Genomic DNA, 18,177 nt, shown 5'->3' on the forward strand with positions numbered 1-18,177 from the left:
TCTTGAAAATTTCCGAAAACATGAAAAAGTTCTAGAAAAGGATAAGGGTTTCAAACATTGGAGGAAAGCATCAAATGGCTGATAAAAAAACTCTCTCACCTGAAGAAAAGAAACTCGCTGCTGAAAAGCATGTAGACGAGTTGGTGCAAAAAGCGCTTGTGGCGCTTGAAGAGATGCGCAAATTGAACCAGGAGCAAGTGGACTACATTGTAGCGAAAGCATCTGTGGCTGCTCTTGACGCACACGGTGAGCTCGCTCTTCATGCTTATGAAGAAACTGGTCGTGGTGTCTTTGAAGACAAGGCGACTAAGAACTTGTTCGCTTGTGAACACGTAGTAAATAACATGCGTCACACCAAAACAGTTGGTGTCATTTCAGAAGATGACGTCACTGGTTTAACTTTGATTGCTGAGCCAGTCGGTGTTGTCTGCGGGATCACACCTACAACCAACCCTACTTCAACAGCAATCTTTAAAGCATTGATTTCCTTGAAGACACGGAACCCTATCGTCTTTGCCTTCCACCCATCTGCTCAAGAATCATCTGCTCATGCGGCACAAATCGTACGCGATGCGGCAATTGCAGCTGGAGCACCTGAGAACTGTGTGCAATGGATTACCCAACCTTCTATGGAAGCAACCAGTGCCCTTATGAACCATGAAGGAGTTGCTACGATCCTTGCGACCGGTGGGAATGCCATGGTTAAAGCGGCATACTCATGTGGGAAACCAGCTCTTGGGGTAGGTGCCGGAAACGTACCTGCTTATGTTGAAAAATCAGCTAACATCCGCCAAGCAGCACACGATATCGTCATGTCTAAATCATTTGACAACGGAATGGTCTGTGCGTCTGAACAAGCGGTCATCATCGATAAAGAAATCTACGATGAGTTTGTTGAAGAATTCAAATCTTACCACACTTACTTTGTCAACAAAAAAGAAAAAGCCCTTCTTGAAGAGTTCTGCTTCGGCGTAAAAGCCAACAGCAAGAACTGTGCAGGTGCGAAATTGAATGCGGACATCGTTGGGAAACCAGCAGCATGGATCGCTGAACAAGCTGGCTTCTCTGTACCGGAAGGAACCAATATCCTTGCGGCAGAATGTAAAGAAGTTGGCGAAAAAGAACCGTTGACTCGTGAAAAATTGTCACCAGTCATCGCTGTTTTGAAATCTGAAAGCCGTGAAGACGGAATTAACAAAGCTCGCCAAATGGTTGAATTCAACGGTCTTGGTCACTCAGCAGCCATCCATACTGCTGATGAAGAATTGACCAAAGAATTTGGTAAAGCAGTCAAAGCTATTCGTGTTATCTGCAACTCTCCTTCGACTTTCGGTGGTATCGGGGATGTTTACAATGCCTTCTTGCCATCATTGACACTTGGATGTGGTTCTTACGGACGCAACTCTGTTGGGGACAACGTTAGTGCCATCAACCTCTTGAATATCAAAAAAGTCGGACGCCGGAGAAATAACATGCAATGGATGAAACTTCCTTCAAAAACATACTTTGAACGTGATTCAATTGAATACCTACAAAAATGTCGTGACGTTGAACGTGTCATGATCGTTACAGACCACGCTATGGTAGAGCTTGGTTTCCTTGATCGTATCATCGAACAGCTTGACCTTCGTCGCAACAAGGTGGTTTACCAAATCTTTGCAGACGTAGAACCAGATCCAGATATCACAACCGTTGAACGTGGTACTGAGATCATGCGTGCCTTTAAACCAGATACCATCGTCGCTCTCGGTGGTGGATCTCCAATGGATGCGGCTAAAGTAATGTGGCTCTTCTACGAACAACCAGAAGTGGACTTCCGTGACTTGGTTCAAAAATTCATGGATATCCGTAAACGTGCCTTCAAGTTCCCATTGCTTGGTAAGAAGACCAAATTTATTGCGATCCCAACTACATCTGGTACAGGATCTGAAGTAACCCCATTTGCCGTTATCTCTGATAAAGAAAACAACCGTAAATACCCAATCGCTGACTACTCATTGACACCAACTGTTGCCATCGTAGACCCTGCCTTGGTATTGACAGTTCCTGGATCTGTTGCAGCAGACACTGGTATGGACGTTTTGACGCACGCGACTGAAGCTTACGTATCACAAATGGCAAGTGACTACACTGATGGTCTTGCTCTTCAAGCTATTAAACTTGTCTTTGAAAACTTGGAAAGCTCAGTGAAGAATGCGGACTTCCATTCACGTGAAAAGATGCACAATGCGTCAACCATCGCAGGTATGGCCTTCGCCAATGCCTTCCTCGGTATTTCTCACTCCATGGCCCACAAGATCGGTGCGCAATTCCACACCATCCACGGACGGACCAATGCCATCTTGCTTCCATACGTTATCCGCTACAACGGTACACGCCCAGCCAAGACAGCTACATGGCCTAAGTACAACTACTACCGTGCAGATGAAAAATACCAAGATATCGCTCGTATGCTAGGACTTCCATGCTCTACTCCAGAAGAAGCCGTTGAAGCTTACGCAAAAGCTGTATACGAACTCGGTGAACGCGTAGGTATCGAAATGAACTTCAAAGCACAAGGCATCGATGAAAAAGAATGGAAGAAACATTCTCGTGAATTGGCCTTCCTTGCTTACGAAGATCAATGTTCACCAGCTAACCCACGTCTTCCAATGGTAGACCACATGCAAGAAATCATCGAAGATGCATACTATGGTTACAAAGAACGTCCAGGACGTCGTAAATAAGACACTAGAGAACAACTGATGTTTATCAGCTACCCCCTACTCTTTCGAGTGGGGGGATTTTTGATGGTATTTTCAAATTTTATGCTGACTATGGAAATTGTAAAATCGACTTTATCTTGGCGATTTAGAGTTGGAATTCTCTTTCTTTCATAGAAAATTAGACTTTTTTCAAAAATCTGTGCTATTTTTATAGCATTGCGAGCTAATTTATGTTACCCTATAATGTGTGAATCTGCTTGTAGTTGAAGGGTTATGATAGCTTTTCAGTTATAGGAAACAAATAATAAGGAACTTAGAAAGGAGGCCATCTCATATGGAGTTAGAAGGTGAAGTGCAAGGAAGACAAGATCAGGCACAGAAAATTATTGACATGCCCCAACGAGATCAGGGAACTTCCACTTCAGAAAATCAGCCATCATCTGCTTCGGTGGTCTCCATGTATGGGCAGGAAAGGCCTGGTCAAAGTAGTGGGCATTCGTCTAGTATTTCTAGTCTCCATCAGCAACTGGCAGGAGCATCTGGGACCCAGACTATTCAATTGCGGGAGGAATTGGTGCTGGCAGTAGCACAGAATGCTTCAGCGCAAGCCACTGTCTTTGAGGCAGAGGTCAAGGATAAACTGGAAGAGGCCAAGGAGATGGTTTCCCATAAAGTCGCTGAGGTGTCTCAAATGGCCCACAGTATGGCTCAATTTTTAACAGACGCAGAAGTGGAGCAACTATTAGGGGAGTTCTCCATGGATACTTGTTGGGACCAAGCAGTAGAGGCGGAGAACCTCGCCCAAGCAAAGGCCTACTCTACTCGCTTGTCAGATTTGGCGGGTCAGTTGGAGGCTGCATCAGCTCAATTGGTGGACTTGGACAAGGGACAAGCGACGGCCTTTGATTTTTCATAAGTAGGAGAAAAAAATGTTAGAGATCCTGGGAGAGGACAGAGAACGAATTGAGGAGCTCCATCGAGAGATTAAAAAGGAGCAAGAGCGGATTGCGATCCGAAGTTTGATTGCAACGCAAAAAGCCTTGATGATGTTGGAAGGGATGAGTTTGCAGGTAACCTTGGGCGGTCAATCCGAAAAGATGCGCTCTTTTGCTACAACGACCCTGGTTAGTGATTTGAAAGATGGATTTACAGGAGGAGCAGCGGACGCGGTAGAAATAGCACTGAAATCAGTGAAGAAGCCGATTTTATTGAGTCCGATTAAGGGAGGTATGTGATGTACCATTCAGGAAATAGTGAATTAGAACAACTAGAAGATCGACATTACCGCTTCAACCAGAAACTGAGCGAGTTGGAGTGGGATTATGCGGATATGCGTATGGATGTCCGCCAACATACAGAAAATTTAGTGGACTGGCTAAGTGCTCTGCATTTTCAAGCGCCAAGTGCGGAGGCCCAAAGTGGCTTGGAGCGTTTATTTGCCTTGCAAGAAGAGTTTGAGGCAGAACTCAAGCGCTATGAAGAGCGCTTAGAAGAAGAGCGTGAGCGCGAACAGCAAGAGTACTACAAGCAACGTCAACAATTAGAACAAGGTGATTGAAACATTCCTCTGGTAGAGATAAGAGGAATGTTTTTGTTTGCTCAAAAAACTTTTTAAAATATGCTTCGAACCATTGTAAACGCTTACTCTATATGTTATAATATCACAAAGAAATATACAGAACATGGTTTTATCAAACCAACAAAAAGGAGTCGCTTATGAAAGCTGCAACCTATGTATCTGCAGGCAATCTGCAACTGCTGGATCAAGCTCATCACCCACTACTTCAAACTCTCAGAAGTTAAAAAAAGCCTATGATGTCTTTAAACATGTAGGTGAAAGCCATGCACTCAAGGTCATTATCGAAAATGATATCAGTGAATGAAGTGGCAACTAATGTTTGTTCATAGTTTTTTTAGTAGGGCTGGGAGGTAACTTCTAGCCCTTTTTCAGAGGATTAAGAGATGAGAGATATAAAAAGTGAAATTGGGAAAAAACTAAGACGATTAAGAGAAGAAAAGGGGATGACGAGAGAAGTACTTTGTAATGATGAAAGTGAATTAACAGTTCGTCAGTTAGTACGTATTGAAAAGGGAGAGTCTTTGCCTAGCTTAAAAAAATTAGAATATATTGCGAATATGTTGGGTATTCCAGTGTCGAATATTGTAGATCATGAAAAAGCGGTATTGCCTCGTAGATATCTAGAATTGAAATTTCTAGTTACTCATTTTATGACATATGGGGATGAAGAACGGATAAGACTAAAGGAATCTTATTTTGATGAGATTTACGAATCGTATTTTGAAGATTTACCAGAAGAGGAACAAGTTGCTATTGAAGCTGTAGATGCAGCGTTAAATGTTTTTTCAACTGAGAAAGCTGAATATGGAGAAAATTTGATTGAGGAATATTTTGGGCAATTGATGACTAAAAAAGAATTTTCTCAAAATGATCTATTAATCATCAAATTATTTTTGTTCAAATGTCTCGCGAGAGCCAAGGATAAAAGAGATGCTATGGTTTTAGTTGATAAAATGATTGCTACCAAAAATTCATCTGATAAAACGAGCCTATATTTAATAACCAGAAATTTGATAGCGATGACTTCTATCTTATATCAAGATGAAGATTATGAACAGTTGGGTCCATATATAGATGAATTGGATAAATTGGTACAAGAAACTCAATATTTTCAACAAAAGCCGGGTATAGATATGATGAAAGGAACCTATGCATTCTACGTGGAAAAAGACATAGAAAAGGCAAAAGTATTTTATCACCAAGCAATGGTTTGCGCTCATTCATTTGGCGAATTTGATCTTGAAAATAAAATAAAAAAAGAAATGGAAAAACATTTTAAAAAATGAGGATGTGACATTTATGTCATGTCCATTTTATTTTTAAAGTGATACCATTGTTATTGAAGATGAAGTGGGAATAATAATTAGGTAGGGAAGATAATTATAACTATTACAGGAGGATGATTTTTTCAGATTTGATGGATGAAGTTATCATGTATAAATTATAATTTTCACTTCATATTTCTTGTAAATAACCTATTATAGTCTTATAATATAAGTGCAGAAAACGATTACATAACAGAAAGGTGTGATCTTATGAAACGGTTTCGTTATCATCATGAATTCTGGATGGACTTCCATTTCTGGATCTTGGTCTTGCTTTTAGCAGCTGTAGCTTTGACGATGCAGGCTCCGCTTTCGGTAGTTAGCCTAGCTTATCTTGCTTTTGTTGGGATTTTGATCCTTCTTCAGGTCTTTCAACCACCTGTATCGACACGTCAGTATCCAGAAGGTAGCTACCATTTCAATTGGACCTTCTATCGCGATACCCGACTGTATATCGATCTCTTTTTACTAGCAGGTCTCTTGGCAGGACCAATTGCTTCATCGGATATGGTCTATTGGATCTTGCTTGGAGCCGTCGTGGGCTCTATCGGCTTTGTATTTGTCGTAAAGGAAAAAGCGACTCAAAAGATGGCCTAGGGAATCATCATGTCCTAGATCTCTGAAACTAGTTTCAGGGATCTTTTTATTTTTTCTAAAATGTGAAACTATAATCCAATTGCACGATTAACATTGTAAGCGCTTCAAAAATAGATTATAATCATTTTACAAGTACTCGAGTTGCCTTATTATCAAAGGAGAAGGAGTTATGTCAAAGATTACAAAAGATGAACTGATTGAACAAATCAAAGATGGCATCATTGTTTCTTGTCAAGCCCTCCCTCATGAACCGCTCTATACAGAAGCAGGAGGAGTCATTCCTCTCTTGGTCAAAGCGGCTGAGCAGGGTGGAGCTGTCGGAATCCGAGCCAATAGTGTCCGGGATATCAAGGAAATCAAGGAAGTGACCAAGTTACCGATCATTGGGATTATCAAACGCGATTACCCACCTGAAGAACCCTTTATCACGGCTACTATGAAAGAAGTCGATGAGTTGGCAGCTTTGGATATCGCGGTCATTGCGCTTGATTGTACCAAACGTCCGCGTCATGATGGGCTTTCGATTAGTGACTTTATCCATCAAGTCAAAGAGAAATATCCTGACCAACTCTTGATGGCTGATATCTCTACTCTGGAAGAAGGATTGACAGCTGTCGAAGCGGGAGTGGACTTTGTCGGAACGACCCTTTCGGGCTATACGGACTACAGTCCAAAGGTTGATGGTCCAGATTTTGAACTGATTCATCGTCTCTGCCAAGCAGGAGTAGATGTCATCGCAGAAGGCAAGATCCACTACCCTGATCAGGCCAAGAAAATCCATGATCTCGGTGTTCGTGGTATCGTCGTAGGTGGCGCCATTACCCGACCAAAAGAGATTACAGAGCGCTTCGTCGCGGCCTTAAATTGAGAAAACAAAACAGTAGATTGAAGGAGGAGGAGACCGAATAGAGAGTAGTCGAATCTGAAACAAGAACAAGAATAGGCGTCCTCATTGAGGATAACCCCCTGTAAGAGTAATCTTACCGCAATTGTGAGGAGAAATCACATGAAAATGAAAAAAGTATTGTGCTCGTTGGTAGCTGGTGCAGCTCTTCTAGCACTCGCAGCTTGTGGCTCTGGCGGAGGATCAAAATCAGAATCTTCTGGTGGAAATTCTGGTAAAACAGAAATTACCTGGTGGGCATTCCCAGTCTTTACTCAAGAAAAAGCAGAAGATGGTGTCGGAACCTACGAAAAATCAATTATTGCAGCTTTTGAAAAAGCTAATCCAGATATCCACGTGAATTTGGAAACGATTGACTTCAAGTCAGGTCCTGAAAAGATCACAACTGCTATTGAAGCAGGAACTGCTCCAGATGTGCTCTTTGATGCGCCTGGACGGATCATTCAGTATGGTAAAAATGGAAAATTGGCTGATTTGAACGATCTCTTTACCGAAGATTTTGTCAAAGATGTCAATAATGAAAATATCATTCAAGCCAGCAAGGCAGGCGACACAGCTTACATGTATCCAATTAGTTCAGCACCATTCTACATGGCGATGAATAAGAAAATGCTCAAAGATGCAGGCGTGTTGGATCTTGTCAAAGAAGGCTGGACAACAGACGATTTTGAAAAAGTCTTGAAAGCCTTGAAAGACAAAGGCTACACACCAGGATCACTCTTCAGTAATGGTCAAGGTGGAGACCAAGGAACTCGTGCCTTCATTGCTAACCTTTACGGCGGTTCTGTTACAGATGAAAAAGTAACCAAGTATACAACCGATGATGCGAAATTTGTCAAAGGTTTGGAAAAAGCTTCTAAATGGATCAATGATGGCTTGATGATGAATGGTTCTCAATTCGATGGTGGAGCAGACATCCAAAACTTTGCGAATGGTCAAACTTCTTACACCATCTTGTGGGCGCCTTCACAAAACGGTATCCAAGCTAAATTGTTGGATGCAAGTAAGGTCGAAGTAGTAGAAGTGCCATTCCCATCTGACTCAGGCAAGCCAAAATTGGAATACCTTGTCAATGGATTTGCAGTCTTCAATAATAAAGATGAAAAGAAAATTGCTGCTGCTAAGAAATTTGTACAGTTCATCGCAGACGACAAAGAATGGGGTCCAAAAGATGTTGTGCGTACAGGAGCCTTCCCAGTTCGTAGTTCATTTGGTAAGTTGTACGATGACAAACGGATGGAAACCATCAGCACTTGGACAAAATACTACTCACCATACTACAACACAATCGACGGTTTTGCAGAAATGCGGACCCTATGGTTCCCAATGTTGCAATCTGTTTCAAACGGGGATGAAAAAGCAGAACCAGCTTTGAAGACCTTTACTGAAAAAGCAAACGAAACCATTACGAAAAAATAATCAGTCTATGAAGCGGACCTAAGTCTTTCATAGAAATGAGAATTTGCAGGCCCCTTCGAATCCGTATCTCTCTTTTTGGAATGGAACGAAGGGGTCTTGATTCTTTCTGGATCTTCTTTTCTTAAGTCGTAAGATATGTTTAGAAAAGAAAATAGAAAAAGAACACTAGGAGGTGCCTTACTGTGAAGGTAAACAAAATCCGAATGAGGGAGACACTCGTTTCCTACGCATTCCTAGCACCCATTTTACTCTTCTTTACGGTCTTTGTCCTAGCACCCATGATCATGGGCTTTGTGACAAGTTTCTTCAACTATTCTATGACATCCTTTAAGTTTGTCGGTTTAGAAAATTATTCCCGTATGTTTGCGGATAAGGTCTTTGTGAAGTCCTTGATCAATACCGTCATCATCGTTATCGGATCCGTTCCGATCGTCGTATTGTTCTCCTTGTTTGTGGCCTCTCAGACCTACCATCAAAATGCGATTGCACGTTCCTTCTACCGTTTCGTCTTCTTCCTTCCAGTTGTTACAGGGAGTGTAGCGGTAACGGTTGTATGGAAATGGATCTATGATCCACTATCAGGGATTTTGAACTTTGTGTTGAAATCTGGACATGTCATCAACCAAAACATTTCTTGGTTGGGGGATAAACATTGGGCTTTGATGGCCATCATCATTATTTTGTTGACCACTTCAGTTGGTCAACCGATCATCCTCTACATCGCTGCTATGGGAAATATTGATAATTCCCTCGTAGAAGCCGCGCGTGTGGATGGTGCGACAGAACTGCAAGTTTTCTGGAAGATCAAATGGCCAAGCTTGTTGCCAACAACTTTGTACATTGCGATCATCACGACCATTAACTCTTTCCAATGTTTCGCCTTGATCCAATTGTTGACATCTGGTGGTCCTAACTACTCAACGAGTACCCTTATGTACTACCTCTATGAAAAAGCCTTTAAACTCTCTGAATACGGTTATGCCAACACCATGGGTGTCTTCCTTGCGGTGATGATTGCCATTATCAGTTTTGCGCAATTCAAGATCCTCGGAAACGACGTAGAATACTAAAGAAAGGAGCCTCAGATGAAACCAACACAAAAGAAACCCATCACTGCCTTTACAGTGATTTCAACGATCATTTTGCTCCTTTTGACAGTCTTGTTCATTTTCCCATTTTATTGGATTTTGACAGGGGCCTTTAAGTCTCAGCCAGATACCATTATGATCCCACCTCAATGGTGGCCAAAGATACCAACCATGGAAAACTTCCAACAGTTGATGGTACAAAACCCAGCCCTACAATGGTTGTGGAATAGTGTCTTCATCTCTCTAGCAACCATGCTTTTGGTGTGTATGACCTCTTCCTTGGCAGGTTATGTCTTGGCTAAGAAACGCTTCTATGGGCAACGAATTCTCTTTGCTATCTTTATCGCGGCCATGGCCCTTCCGAAACAAGTTGTCTTAGTTCCATTGGTACGGATTATTAACTTTATGGGAATCCATGATACCCTTGCAGCGGTTATTCTACCATTGGTTGGATGGCCATTCGGGGTCTTCTTGATGAAGCAATTTAGTGAAAACATCCCAACAGAACTCTTAGAATCTGCTAAGATCGATGGTTGTGGAGAGTTGCGAACTTTCTGGAGCGTTGCCTTCCCAATTGTCAAACCGGGATTTGCAGCCCTTGCCATCTTTACCTTTATCAACACCTGGAACGACTACTTTATGCAATTGGTAATGCTGACCTCTCGTCAAAACTTGACTATTTCACTAGGGGTTGCGACCATGCAGGCTGAAATGGCCACCAACTATGGCTTGATCATGGCTGGGGCAGCCCTAGCTGCAGTGCCAATCGTTACGGTCTTCCTCGTGTTCCAAAAATCCTTTACACAAGGGATTACCATGGGAGCGGTCAAAGGATAAGTCGTCTGCTTGGACAAACGATAGTTGTGTACAGATCGGTTTGCTAGGCTGAGAAGTATCGAAAGGATGAGAATATGATATTTGATGATTTAAAAAACATCACCTTTTACAAAGGAATCCACCCCAATCTGGATCAGGCCATTGACTTTCTCTATGAGCATCGGAAGGATTCTTTTGAATTGGGGAGATACGATATTGATGGGGATAAGGTCTTTCTCGTCGTTCAAGAAAATACCCTCAACAAAGCAGAAAACGATCGCTTTGAACACCACAAAAGATATGCCGATTTGCATTTATTAGTAGAAGGGCATGAGTTTTCGAGTTATGGATCTCGTGTGACAGGTGAGGCTATCGCATTTGATGAAGCATCGGACATCGGTTTTGTCCATTGTCAGGAGTCTTATCCGCTTCATCTAGGCTATCATAATTTTGCGATTTTCTTTCCAGAGGAGCCTCACCAACCCAATGGCTATGCAGGGCAAGAAGATATCGTGAAAAAATATCTATTTAAAATTGCGATCGATTGATCACGTTAGAAAGGAATGCCTATGTCATCTAAGGGGGCAGGATTGATCAAAACCGTTTTTAACACGGACAATGTAGTGATGCGTATCAGTGAGAAGGTTCTTGACTTGGTAACCGTTAATCTTTTATTTGTGCTAAGTTGTTTACCAGTTCTCACGATTGGAATTGCGAAAATTAGTTTGTATCAGACCTTATTTGCCATTAAGCACCAGCGTCGTGTTCCGGTGATTCGTAGTTATGCGAAGGCTTTTCGGGACAATTGGAAAATAGGCTTGCAACTAGGAAGTTTAGAACTGATTGTTGCAGGTATTTGTCTCTTTGATTTATTCTTATTTTGGGGGCAAACTTCCCTAGCTTTCCAAGCTTTGAAAACCATTTGTTTAGGCCTCTTTCTCTTTCTTGTGTTGATCTTATTGGCTGCTTATCCGATTGCGGCCCGCTACCAATTGGATTGGAAAGAGTGTTTGCAAAAAGCCATGATTGTGACAGGCTTGCATTTTCCTTGGTTCTTCGTCATGGGAAGTGCTCTCTTGCTTCTATGTATGGCTCTTGCAAGCTCAGTTTTAGCTTTCCTATTGGGGCTTATGATCTTTTTCCTGTTCGGCTTTTCAAGCTTGGCTTTTGCACAAGTTGGATTAATGGAAAAGATTTTCGCCCAGTACCAAGAATAAAATGAATTTATTAATGACAAAAGGAGAAAAAATGTCTGATTTAAAAAAATATGAAGGAGTCATCCCCGCTTTTTACGCCTGCTATGATGACCAAGGAGAAATTAGCCCGGAGCGGGTACGTGCGCTGGTAGAATATTTTATCGCGAAAGGTGTGCAGGGCTTGTATGTCAACGGATCCTCTGGCGAATGTATTTACCAGAGCGTGGCCGATCGAAAGCTGATCTTGGAAGAAGTGATGGCAGTAGCTAAAGGGAAATTGACCATCATTGCTCACGTAGCCTGCAACAACACAAAGGATAGCGTGGAATTGGCACGACATGCAGAAAAACTAGGAGTGGATGCCATTGCGGCCATTCCGCCGATCTATTTCCGCTTGCCAGAATACAGTGTGGCCCACTACTGGAATGAAATCAGTGCAGCCGCACCCAATACAGACTTTGTCATCTATAATATCCCGCAATTGGCAGGGGTTGCTTTGACACCGAGCCTTTACAAGGAAATGTTGAAAAACCAACGGGTGATTGGGGTCAAGAATTCTTCGATGCCTGTTCAGGACATTCAAACCTTTGCTTCTTTAGGAGGCGACGACCACATTGTCTTTAATGGTCCAGATGAACAATTCTTAGGTGGCCGTCTCATGGGAGCGCATGCTGGGATCGGTGGTACCTATGGTGCGATGCCAGAACTTTTCTTGAAGCTCAATCAGCTGATTGCTGAGAAAGACTTAGAGACTGCGCGTGCCTTGCAGTTTGCCATCAATGACATTATCGGAGTCTTGACGTCTGCTCATGGCAATATGTATGCGGTCATCAAAGCGGTTTTGCGCATCAATGAAGGTTTGGACTTGGGATCTGTTCGCTCCCCTTTGACGCCAGTAGTAGAAGCGGATCAAGAAGTGATTCAACGTGCTGCTCAACTCATTCAGGACACAAAAGCCAGATTCCTTTGATCAAAGGAGGTCTAGATGAATCCATATGTTGTAATTGATATCGGAGGGACCAGCATCAAGTATGGTCTAGCTGATGCAAAAGGGCAACTCCTAGAGACCCATGAAATGCCAACGGAGGCCCAAAAAGGAGGACCTCACATTCTTAACACAACAAAGGAAATCGTAGCCCGTTATTTGAAGAAGCATCCCTTGGCAGGGGTTGCGATTTCTTCGGCCGGGATGGTCGATCCTGATAAGGGAGAAATCTTTTATGCTGGACCACAAATTCCCAACTATGCCGGCACCCAATTCAAAAAAGAAATCGAAGAGACCTTTCAGATCCCTTGCGAGATTGAAAATGATGTCAACTGTGCCGGTCTCGCAGAGGTTACTACAGGCCATGCAAAAGGATCGAACAATGCTGTTTGCTTGACAATTGGGACAGGGATCGGCGGTTGCCTCTTGCTCGATGGTCAGGTCTTTCATGGCTTTAGCAATTCAGCCTGTGAGGTTGGCTATCTTCATTTGCCAGACGGTGCCTTTCAGGATCTAGCTTCAACGACGGCTTTGGTCGAGTATGTGGCAGAACATCATGGTGATCCTGTGGAACAGTGGAATGGTCGTCGGATCTTCAAGCGGGCAACGGAAGGAGATAAAATCTGTATGGCTGGAATTGATCGGATGGTGGCCTATCTTGGAAAAGGACTGGCCAATATCGTTTATGTGGTTAATCCAGAGGTCATCGTTCTTGGAGGGGGAATTATGGCTCAGGAAGCCATCCTGAAACCTAAAATCTATCAAACGCTGTGTGCGGAACTCGTTCCTAGCCTAGCAGATAAGATCCGTTTGGAATTTGCCCACCATCAAAACGCAGCGGGTATGTTGGGGGCTTACTACCACTTTAGACAAAAACATGGAACATAAAACAAGTCGCGCTGGCGACTTGTTTTTGATTCATCAAAAAAGCATGAAAGATGAAGAAAACCTGATCTTTCATGCTTTTTAAATAGGGAGACCATATTAAGATTTTCGAGAACGTTGATTAGAAAGCTTTTTGTTTTCCCAGTAGCTATTAAAGACAATTTCCTTTTGTTCTCGGCTTTTATTAAGGAAATGAGCATAGATCAAATCGACCACAATGAGGAGTGGTAAAATCGCAGAGATTCGATCGATATAGGTACTACTAGGAAGGGGTGCGGCCGGTAACACTTCTGTGAATCCTTGGTGGATAGCAGCAGGATTAGCGGTCACAAGAACCGTCTTAGCCCCTTTTTCTTTGGCATCCAAAAGACTGTCTGTAATGGAATTTGTGCTTCCTGATAATGAGAAACCGATGACTAAACAAGAGGAATCGAGAATACTGGTCGTCCATGTAAACCCATCTTGATCGGTTAGGGCTTCACAAACGACCCCTAGGCGCATAAAGCGCAATTTCATTTCTCGAGCGACTAAACCGGAACTACCAATCCCGAAGAAATAGACTCGGTCCACTTGATCAATTAGTTCAGCTACCTGATCTAATTGGGAATCTTTTACCAGACTTTCAGTGACGTTACTGATATGGTGGTAGCGTTGCAAGACACTGAGAGTGAGTTCGTCATGCTCTTGCACCTGTTTTTGATTTTTGGTTTCTTCGTTAAAGTGATAGACAAATTCCCGATAGCCAGTGAAGCCACATTTTTGAGAGAAACGCGTTAAAGCTGCCTTTGAGACATGGAGTAACTCCGTTACGCGAGAAGAGGACAGGGAGTGCTGTCGTGCTTCGGATGATAAAAAATATTGGGCAATGTCGCGTTCCATATCTGTTAACTCAGCTTCATGGCTGGCGATAATGGCGCGTAAATCTTGATCTTGTTTCACAGCAATCCTCCTTTCTCACGAGATGAAATAACAGGATGCTCCTATAATATATTACACATTATAACATGGGTAACCGCTTTATTCAAGTAAAAGAAATCAAGAAATACTGAAACTAGGAACAGGATATGCGAAAAGAAGAGAACGCTACCAATCTTGGCAGTAGGGGCTTGCTGGCTGTCCAAAATTTTCTGAAAATTCCCGGTTGGGCCTGAACAAACAATATGAATTGTGGTATAATTTAAGATAATTGTACTGTTGTTGGAAGAACAATAGTTGAATAAGGAGGTGTGACGATGTCGAATGCAACACTCGAGATGATGCAAGAGATCGAGCAAGCTGCTCAGGGCGTGATCGTAGGTTATGAAGCTCAAGTTGAACAAATCCGAACGGATTCGCGTGATCGCCTTGCAACAGTGGCACAGCATTACGATGAGGAAACCAAGCAATTGGTCACAGAGGCAGAAAAAAACGCCCAGGAAAGACTCGTCCGTTTAACGAAAGATCTGGAAGAAACGGTTGCGCGCAATGATGCCAAGGTACAAGAGGCGATGACCGATAAGCGAGCTGGGTTAGTTGAAGCCATTGTAGAAAAGGTGGTAGCAAGCTATGGCCGTTAGTCAGATGCAAAAACTGTCCCTCATCTTGCCCAAAGATGACTTGGACAGTCTCCTACTAGCGCTGCAGTCTGAGGCGAAAATCCAGATTTATGACCTAAGTGAGCATGAAGAATGGCAGGCTGCCTTTGAGGCAAATACCTTGTCTCAACCCTTGACAGAGGACAATCGTCAAGCCTTGGTAGAGCTGCAAAAACGTCAAGAACAAGTTGAAAAAATGATTCAGACTCTGGAGCCCTACATGCCTGAGAAGAAGGCCCTGCAAGCTCTGAAGGAAGAACCCTTAAGCTTGTCTTTTGATGACTTGCAGGCCCACGGGATGATTCGAGATGAGGATCTTCTATTGACCAAGTTGAAACGCCAATTGCGCGTGTTAGACAAGGCTCGCCAGAAGATTGCGGATGCAAAGGGTGAGATAGAGCGCTTAGAAAAATGGCGACCGTTAGAGGTGACGCCAGCTGCCCTCGCTACTTTTCACTATGTGCATGGCTTGATCGGGACCATCCCAAATAGCGATACAGACGCTGTTCGTTCTTCCTTAAAAGCTCATCCAGAGCTGGAGTTAGAAGAAGTCTTTACGTCTGAGACTGAACACGGCTATGTCATCTTGTATCGTTCGGGAGACCGTGTAGCTGTTCAGGAGCTTCTGGAAGACCATGGGTTCAAAGAATTGGACTATGAAGAAGAGCAAGTCCCAGCCGCTTACTTGGATCGCCTAGAAGGGGAAATCAAAGAGCAAGAAGCTGTAGTTGCAGCAACCCTAGCCGAGTTACAAAACTCCCAGAAGGAGCTGGACCAGCTCAAGTACCAGATGGATTACTTGCTGAGTTCGGGAGCTCGTGAGGAAGCCAAGTCGCTTCTTGCCAGCACGCAAAGCTTGGTAGCTCTAGAGGGTTGGATTGAAACCTCCCAAGTGGCCTCATTGCGAGACTTCTTGCAAGAAGGTTTTGGTTCTCGGGTCTTACTAGAGACACGCGATGTGACGGAAAAAGATTGGGATGACGTTCCGATCCAGTTGCGAAATAATGCCTTGGTAGAGCCCTTTGAATTAGTCACAGAGATGTACGCCCTGCCTAAGTATTACGAGAAAGATCCGACACCAATCGTTTCTCTCTTCTACTTTGTTTTCTTTGGCATGATGGTCGCAGATATCGGTTATGGACTGTTGCTAACGGTAGCGACAGGCTTTGCCCTTAAAGCCTTCAAGCTCAAGCCTGCTACAGCCAAGAACCTTCGTTTCTTCAGTCTCCTCGGGGTTTCAGTTGCCCTTTGGGGTGTGGTCTATGGCTCTTTCTTTGGATTTGAGATGCCTTTTGCCCTGATCAGTACGACCAGTAACGCCATGACCATCCTGATCCTCTCAGTGGTCTTTGGTTTTGTCACTGTCTTAGTTGGACTGTTCCTAGGGGGGATGAAAAATATTCGCCTCAAAGACTACACGGAAGCCTATAATGCTGGCTTTGCTTGGGTCTTGATCCTACTTGGTTTAATGCTTCTAGCAGTAGGCAATATCTTGCCAGGAATGAGCATTTTAGTTCCGGTTGGCAAGTGGTTAGCTATTTTGAATGCCATTGGGATATTGATTGTTTCCATTGTCAGTGCCAAGAAGCTATCCGGTCTAGCCTCTGGTCTCTTTAACCTCTACAATGTTAGTGGCTATGTCGGAGACTTGGTCAGCTTCACTCGTTTGATGGCCTTGGGCTTATCTGGAGCCAGTATCGGTTCAGCTTTTAACCTCATTGTCAATCTCTTTCCACCGCTTGGACGGTTTACGGTAGGGCTTGTGCTCTTTATCGTCCTACATGCCATTAATATGTTCCTGTCCTTCTTGTCAGGATATGTGCATGGAGCCCGTTTGATCTTTGTGGAGTTCTTTGGTAAGTTCTACGAAGGAGGAGGCAAGCCATTTCGTCCTCTCAAACCTTCTGAACGCTATATTAAAACAAAAAAATAAGTATTATCTTTAATAAATAGGAGTATATTCATGGAATCTTTAGCATCATATTTTTCAGCCCATGGGGGCGCCTTCTTTGCAGCATTTGGTGTGGCGATCGCCGTTGCACTTAGTGGAATGGGATCTGCCCTTGGGGTTGGTAAAACGGGTCAAGCAGCAGCAGCGCTCTTGAAAGAACAACCTGAAAAATTTGCCCAAGCCTTGATTTTGCAATTGTTGCCAGGTACACAAGGTTTGTACGGTTTCGTTATCGGGATCTTGATCTGGTTGCAAATTAAGCCAGATATGCCACTTGAAACAGGGGTCGCTTACTTCTTTACAGCTCTTCCAGTTGCGATCGTTGGTTATTTCTCAGCCAAACACCAAGGAAATGTTGCGACAGCAGGGATGCAAATCTTGGCCAAACGCCCTGAAGACATGATGAAAGGGGTTATCCTTGCGGCCATGGTTGAAACCTACGCCATCTTGGCCTTCGTTGTGTCCTTCCTATTGACCCTACGCGTCGGCTAAGACCTAGCTTTGATGGATTCGCCTTACGAGGCGAAAAACACAAGACGCATGCAATAGGAGAAAAAACGATATGGATGAACAAACCCAATTAAAGGATTCGATCTTGGCCCAAGCCCACGAAAAAGGGCGTAAACTCTTAGAAGAGGCCAAGGAAACCATCCTAAAAGAAGAGACTGCGCAAGAAGAGCGTTTGATCCAAGATAAACTCAATCAACGCTCCGAGCAGCTCAAGCGGATTCAACGTCAATTGCAACGTGAAACCCAACAAATCGAAAATAAAAAACGCCAATCAACCCTTGTCACCAAGCAACGAGTCTTAAAGGATCTCTTTGCGGATGCTTATGAAGCAATGGTGGCTTGGCCCCTTGAAAAGGAAATGCAGTTTGTAGATGCGGTCTTAGATCGCTATCAGGGACAAGTTGTGACCCTGACCTTCGGTGCGGTGAGCGCTGCTAAATTTGATTCAGCAGCTCTCGAGAGATTGAAGCAGACGCATCAGAATGTGACAGTTGCAGATGCAACGATCTCAGCTCAAGCAGGTTTTGTCTTGTCGGTTGGGAAGATTGATGACAACTATCTCTACCGTGATTTGGTGGATTCCATTTGGGAGCAAGAAAGCTACCAGATGGCAGCCAGCATTTTCACAAATGAAGAGAACTAG

Annotated in this window: 19 protein-coding genes and 1 pseudogene; 19 read left to right on the forward strand and 1 reads right to left on the reverse strand. The window is 43.4% G+C overall.

The window, feature by feature from the left end; all coding sequences use genetic code 11:
• Window positions 1–74 precede the first annotated feature (74 nt).
• The 15 genes and pseudogenes from adhE (at window position 75) to O3605_RS04105 (ending at window position 13,502) form a co-directional block, all read left to right on the forward strand.
• On the forward strand, window positions 75–2,726 hold the full coding sequence (adhE, locus tag O3605_RS04035; protein ID WP_070505206.1) for a bifunctional acetaldehyde-CoA/alcohol dehydrogenase: 2,652 nt from the start codon (window positions 75–77) through the stop codon (window positions 2,724–2,726).
• 313 nt (window positions 2,727–3,039) lie between these two features.
• Window positions 3,040–3,621 (forward strand): hypothetical protein, encoded by a 582-nt coding sequence (locus O3605_RS04040; RefSeq protein ID WP_014712637.1) that lies wholly within the window; start codon window positions 3,040–3,042, stop codon window positions 3,619–3,621.
• A 13-nt stretch (window positions 3,622–3,634) separates the two neighbouring features.
• On the forward strand, window positions 3,635–3,940 hold the full coding sequence (locus tag O3605_RS04045) for a hypothetical protein (protein WP_049498136.1): 306 nt from the start codon (window positions 3,635–3,637) through the stop codon (window positions 3,938–3,940).
• Window positions 3,940–4,263, forward strand: coding sequence for a hypothetical protein (locus tag O3605_RS04050; protein WP_003009394.1), 324 nt, complete (start codon window positions 3,940–3,942; stop codon window positions 4,261–4,263). The genes O3605_RS04045 and O3605_RS04050 overlap by 1 nt, the downstream gene beginning before the upstream one ends.
• 207 nt (window positions 4,264–4,470) lie before the next feature.
• A pseudogene (locus tag O3605_RS04055) lies at window positions 4,471–4,588 on the forward strand (alcohol dehydrogenase); the annotation flags it as partial.
• Window positions 4,589–4,667: 79 nt separating this feature from the next.
• Window positions 4,668–5,570: a helix-turn-helix domain-containing protein gene (locus O3605_RS04060; RefSeq protein WP_371585301.1), complete on the forward strand. Its 903-nt coding sequence runs from the start codon at window positions 4,668–4,670 to the stop codon at window positions 5,568–5,570.
• A gap of 249 nt (window positions 5,571–5,819) precedes the next feature.
• Window positions 5,820–6,206: an ABC transporter permease gene (locus tag O3605_RS04065; RefSeq protein WP_156671600.1), complete on the forward strand. Its 387-nt coding sequence runs from the start codon at window positions 5,820–5,822 to the stop codon at window positions 6,204–6,206.
• Between the two features lie 169 nt (window positions 6,207–6,375).
• Window positions 6,376–7,074: an N-acetylmannosamine-6-phosphate 2-epimerase gene (locus tag O3605_RS04070; RefSeq protein WP_156671601.1), complete on the forward strand. Its 699-nt coding sequence runs from the start codon at window positions 6,376–6,378 to the stop codon at window positions 7,072–7,074.
• Window positions 7,075–7,212: 138 nt separating this feature from the next.
• Window positions 7,213–8,529 (forward strand): extracellular solute-binding protein, encoded by a 1,317-nt coding sequence (locus O3605_RS04075; protein WP_013904413.1) that lies wholly within the window; start codon window positions 7,213–7,215, stop codon window positions 8,527–8,529.
• 182 nt (window positions 8,530–8,711) lie between these two features.
• Window positions 8,712–9,599 carry a carbohydrate ABC transporter permease gene (locus O3605_RS04080; protein WP_013904414.1) on the forward strand — a complete coding sequence of 296 codons (888 nt, stop codon included), beginning with the start codon at window positions 8,712–8,714 and terminating at the stop codon, window positions 9,597–9,599.
• Between the two features lie 15 nt (window positions 9,600–9,614).
• Window positions 9,615–10,454, forward strand: a complete 840-nt coding sequence (locus O3605_RS04085) for a carbohydrate ABC transporter permease (RefSeq protein ID WP_156671602.1) — start codon at window positions 9,615–9,617, stop codon at window positions 10,452–10,454.
• Window positions 10,455–10,528: 74 nt separating this feature from the next.
• Window positions 10,529–10,981: a NanQ anomerase/TabA/YiaL family protein gene (locus tag O3605_RS04090; protein WP_156671603.1), complete on the forward strand. Its 453-nt coding sequence runs from the start codon at window positions 10,529–10,531 to the stop codon at window positions 10,979–10,981.
• Between the two features lie 21 nt (window positions 10,982–11,002).
• Window positions 11,003–11,650 carry a DUF624 domain-containing protein gene (locus O3605_RS04095; protein WP_003009419.1) on the forward strand — a complete coding sequence of 216 codons (648 nt, stop codon included), beginning with the start codon at window positions 11,003–11,005 and terminating at the stop codon, window positions 11,648–11,650.
• A 31-nt stretch (window positions 11,651–11,681) separates the two neighbouring features.
• Window positions 11,682–12,599 (forward strand): dihydrodipicolinate synthase family protein, encoded by a 918-nt coding sequence (locus tag O3605_RS04100; protein ID WP_371585302.1) that lies wholly within the window; start codon window positions 11,682–11,684, stop codon window positions 12,597–12,599.
• 15 nt (window positions 12,600–12,614) lie between these two features.
• Window positions 12,615–13,502 carry an ROK family protein gene (locus O3605_RS04105; protein ID WP_013904418.1) on the forward strand — a complete coding sequence of 296 codons (888 nt, stop codon included), beginning with the start codon at window positions 12,615–12,617 and terminating at the stop codon, window positions 13,500–13,502.
• Window positions 13,503–13,598: 96 nt separating this feature from the next.
• Here O3605_RS04105 and O3605_RS04110 read toward each other — a convergent pair whose 3' ends face one another.
• Window positions 13,599–14,438: a MurR/RpiR family transcriptional regulator gene (locus O3605_RS04110; RefSeq protein ID WP_371585303.1), complete on the reverse strand. Its 840-nt coding sequence runs from the start codon at window positions 14,436–14,438 to the stop codon at window positions 13,599–13,601.
• Between the two features lie 293 nt (window positions 14,439–14,731).
• On the opposite strand from O3605_RS04110, the gene O3605_RS04115 reads away from it, so the two are divergent.
• From O3605_RS04115 to O3605_RS04130, 4 genes are all read left to right on the forward strand, one after another.
• On the forward strand, window positions 14,732–15,055 hold the full coding sequence (locus O3605_RS04115) for a hypothetical protein (RefSeq protein ID WP_003015405.1): 324 nt from the start codon (window positions 14,732–14,734) through the stop codon (window positions 15,053–15,055).
• Entirely contained in the window at window positions 15,045–17,006 is a 1,962-nt protein-coding gene (locus O3605_RS04120) for a V-type ATP synthase subunit I (protein WP_070506094.1), read from the forward strand. Before O3605_RS04115 ends, O3605_RS04120 begins: the two co-directional genes overlap by 11 nt.
• 30 nt (window positions 17,007–17,036) lie before the next feature.
• Window positions 17,037–17,516, forward strand: a complete 480-nt coding sequence (locus O3605_RS04125; protein WP_003009435.1) for a V-type ATP synthase subunit K — start codon at window positions 17,037–17,039, stop codon at window positions 17,514–17,516.
• A gap of 70 nt (window positions 17,517–17,586) precedes the next feature.
• Window positions 17,587–18,177 (forward strand): V-type ATP synthase subunit E family protein, encoded by a 591-nt coding sequence (locus O3605_RS04130; RefSeq protein WP_070506095.1) that lies wholly within the window; start codon window positions 17,587–17,589, stop codon window positions 18,175–18,177.

Source organism: Streptococcus sp. 27098_8_99 (assembly GCF_041431935.1).
Classification (GTDB): Bacteria; Bacillota; Bacilli; order Lactobacillales; family Streptococcaceae; genus Streptococcus; species Streptococcus parasanguinis_D.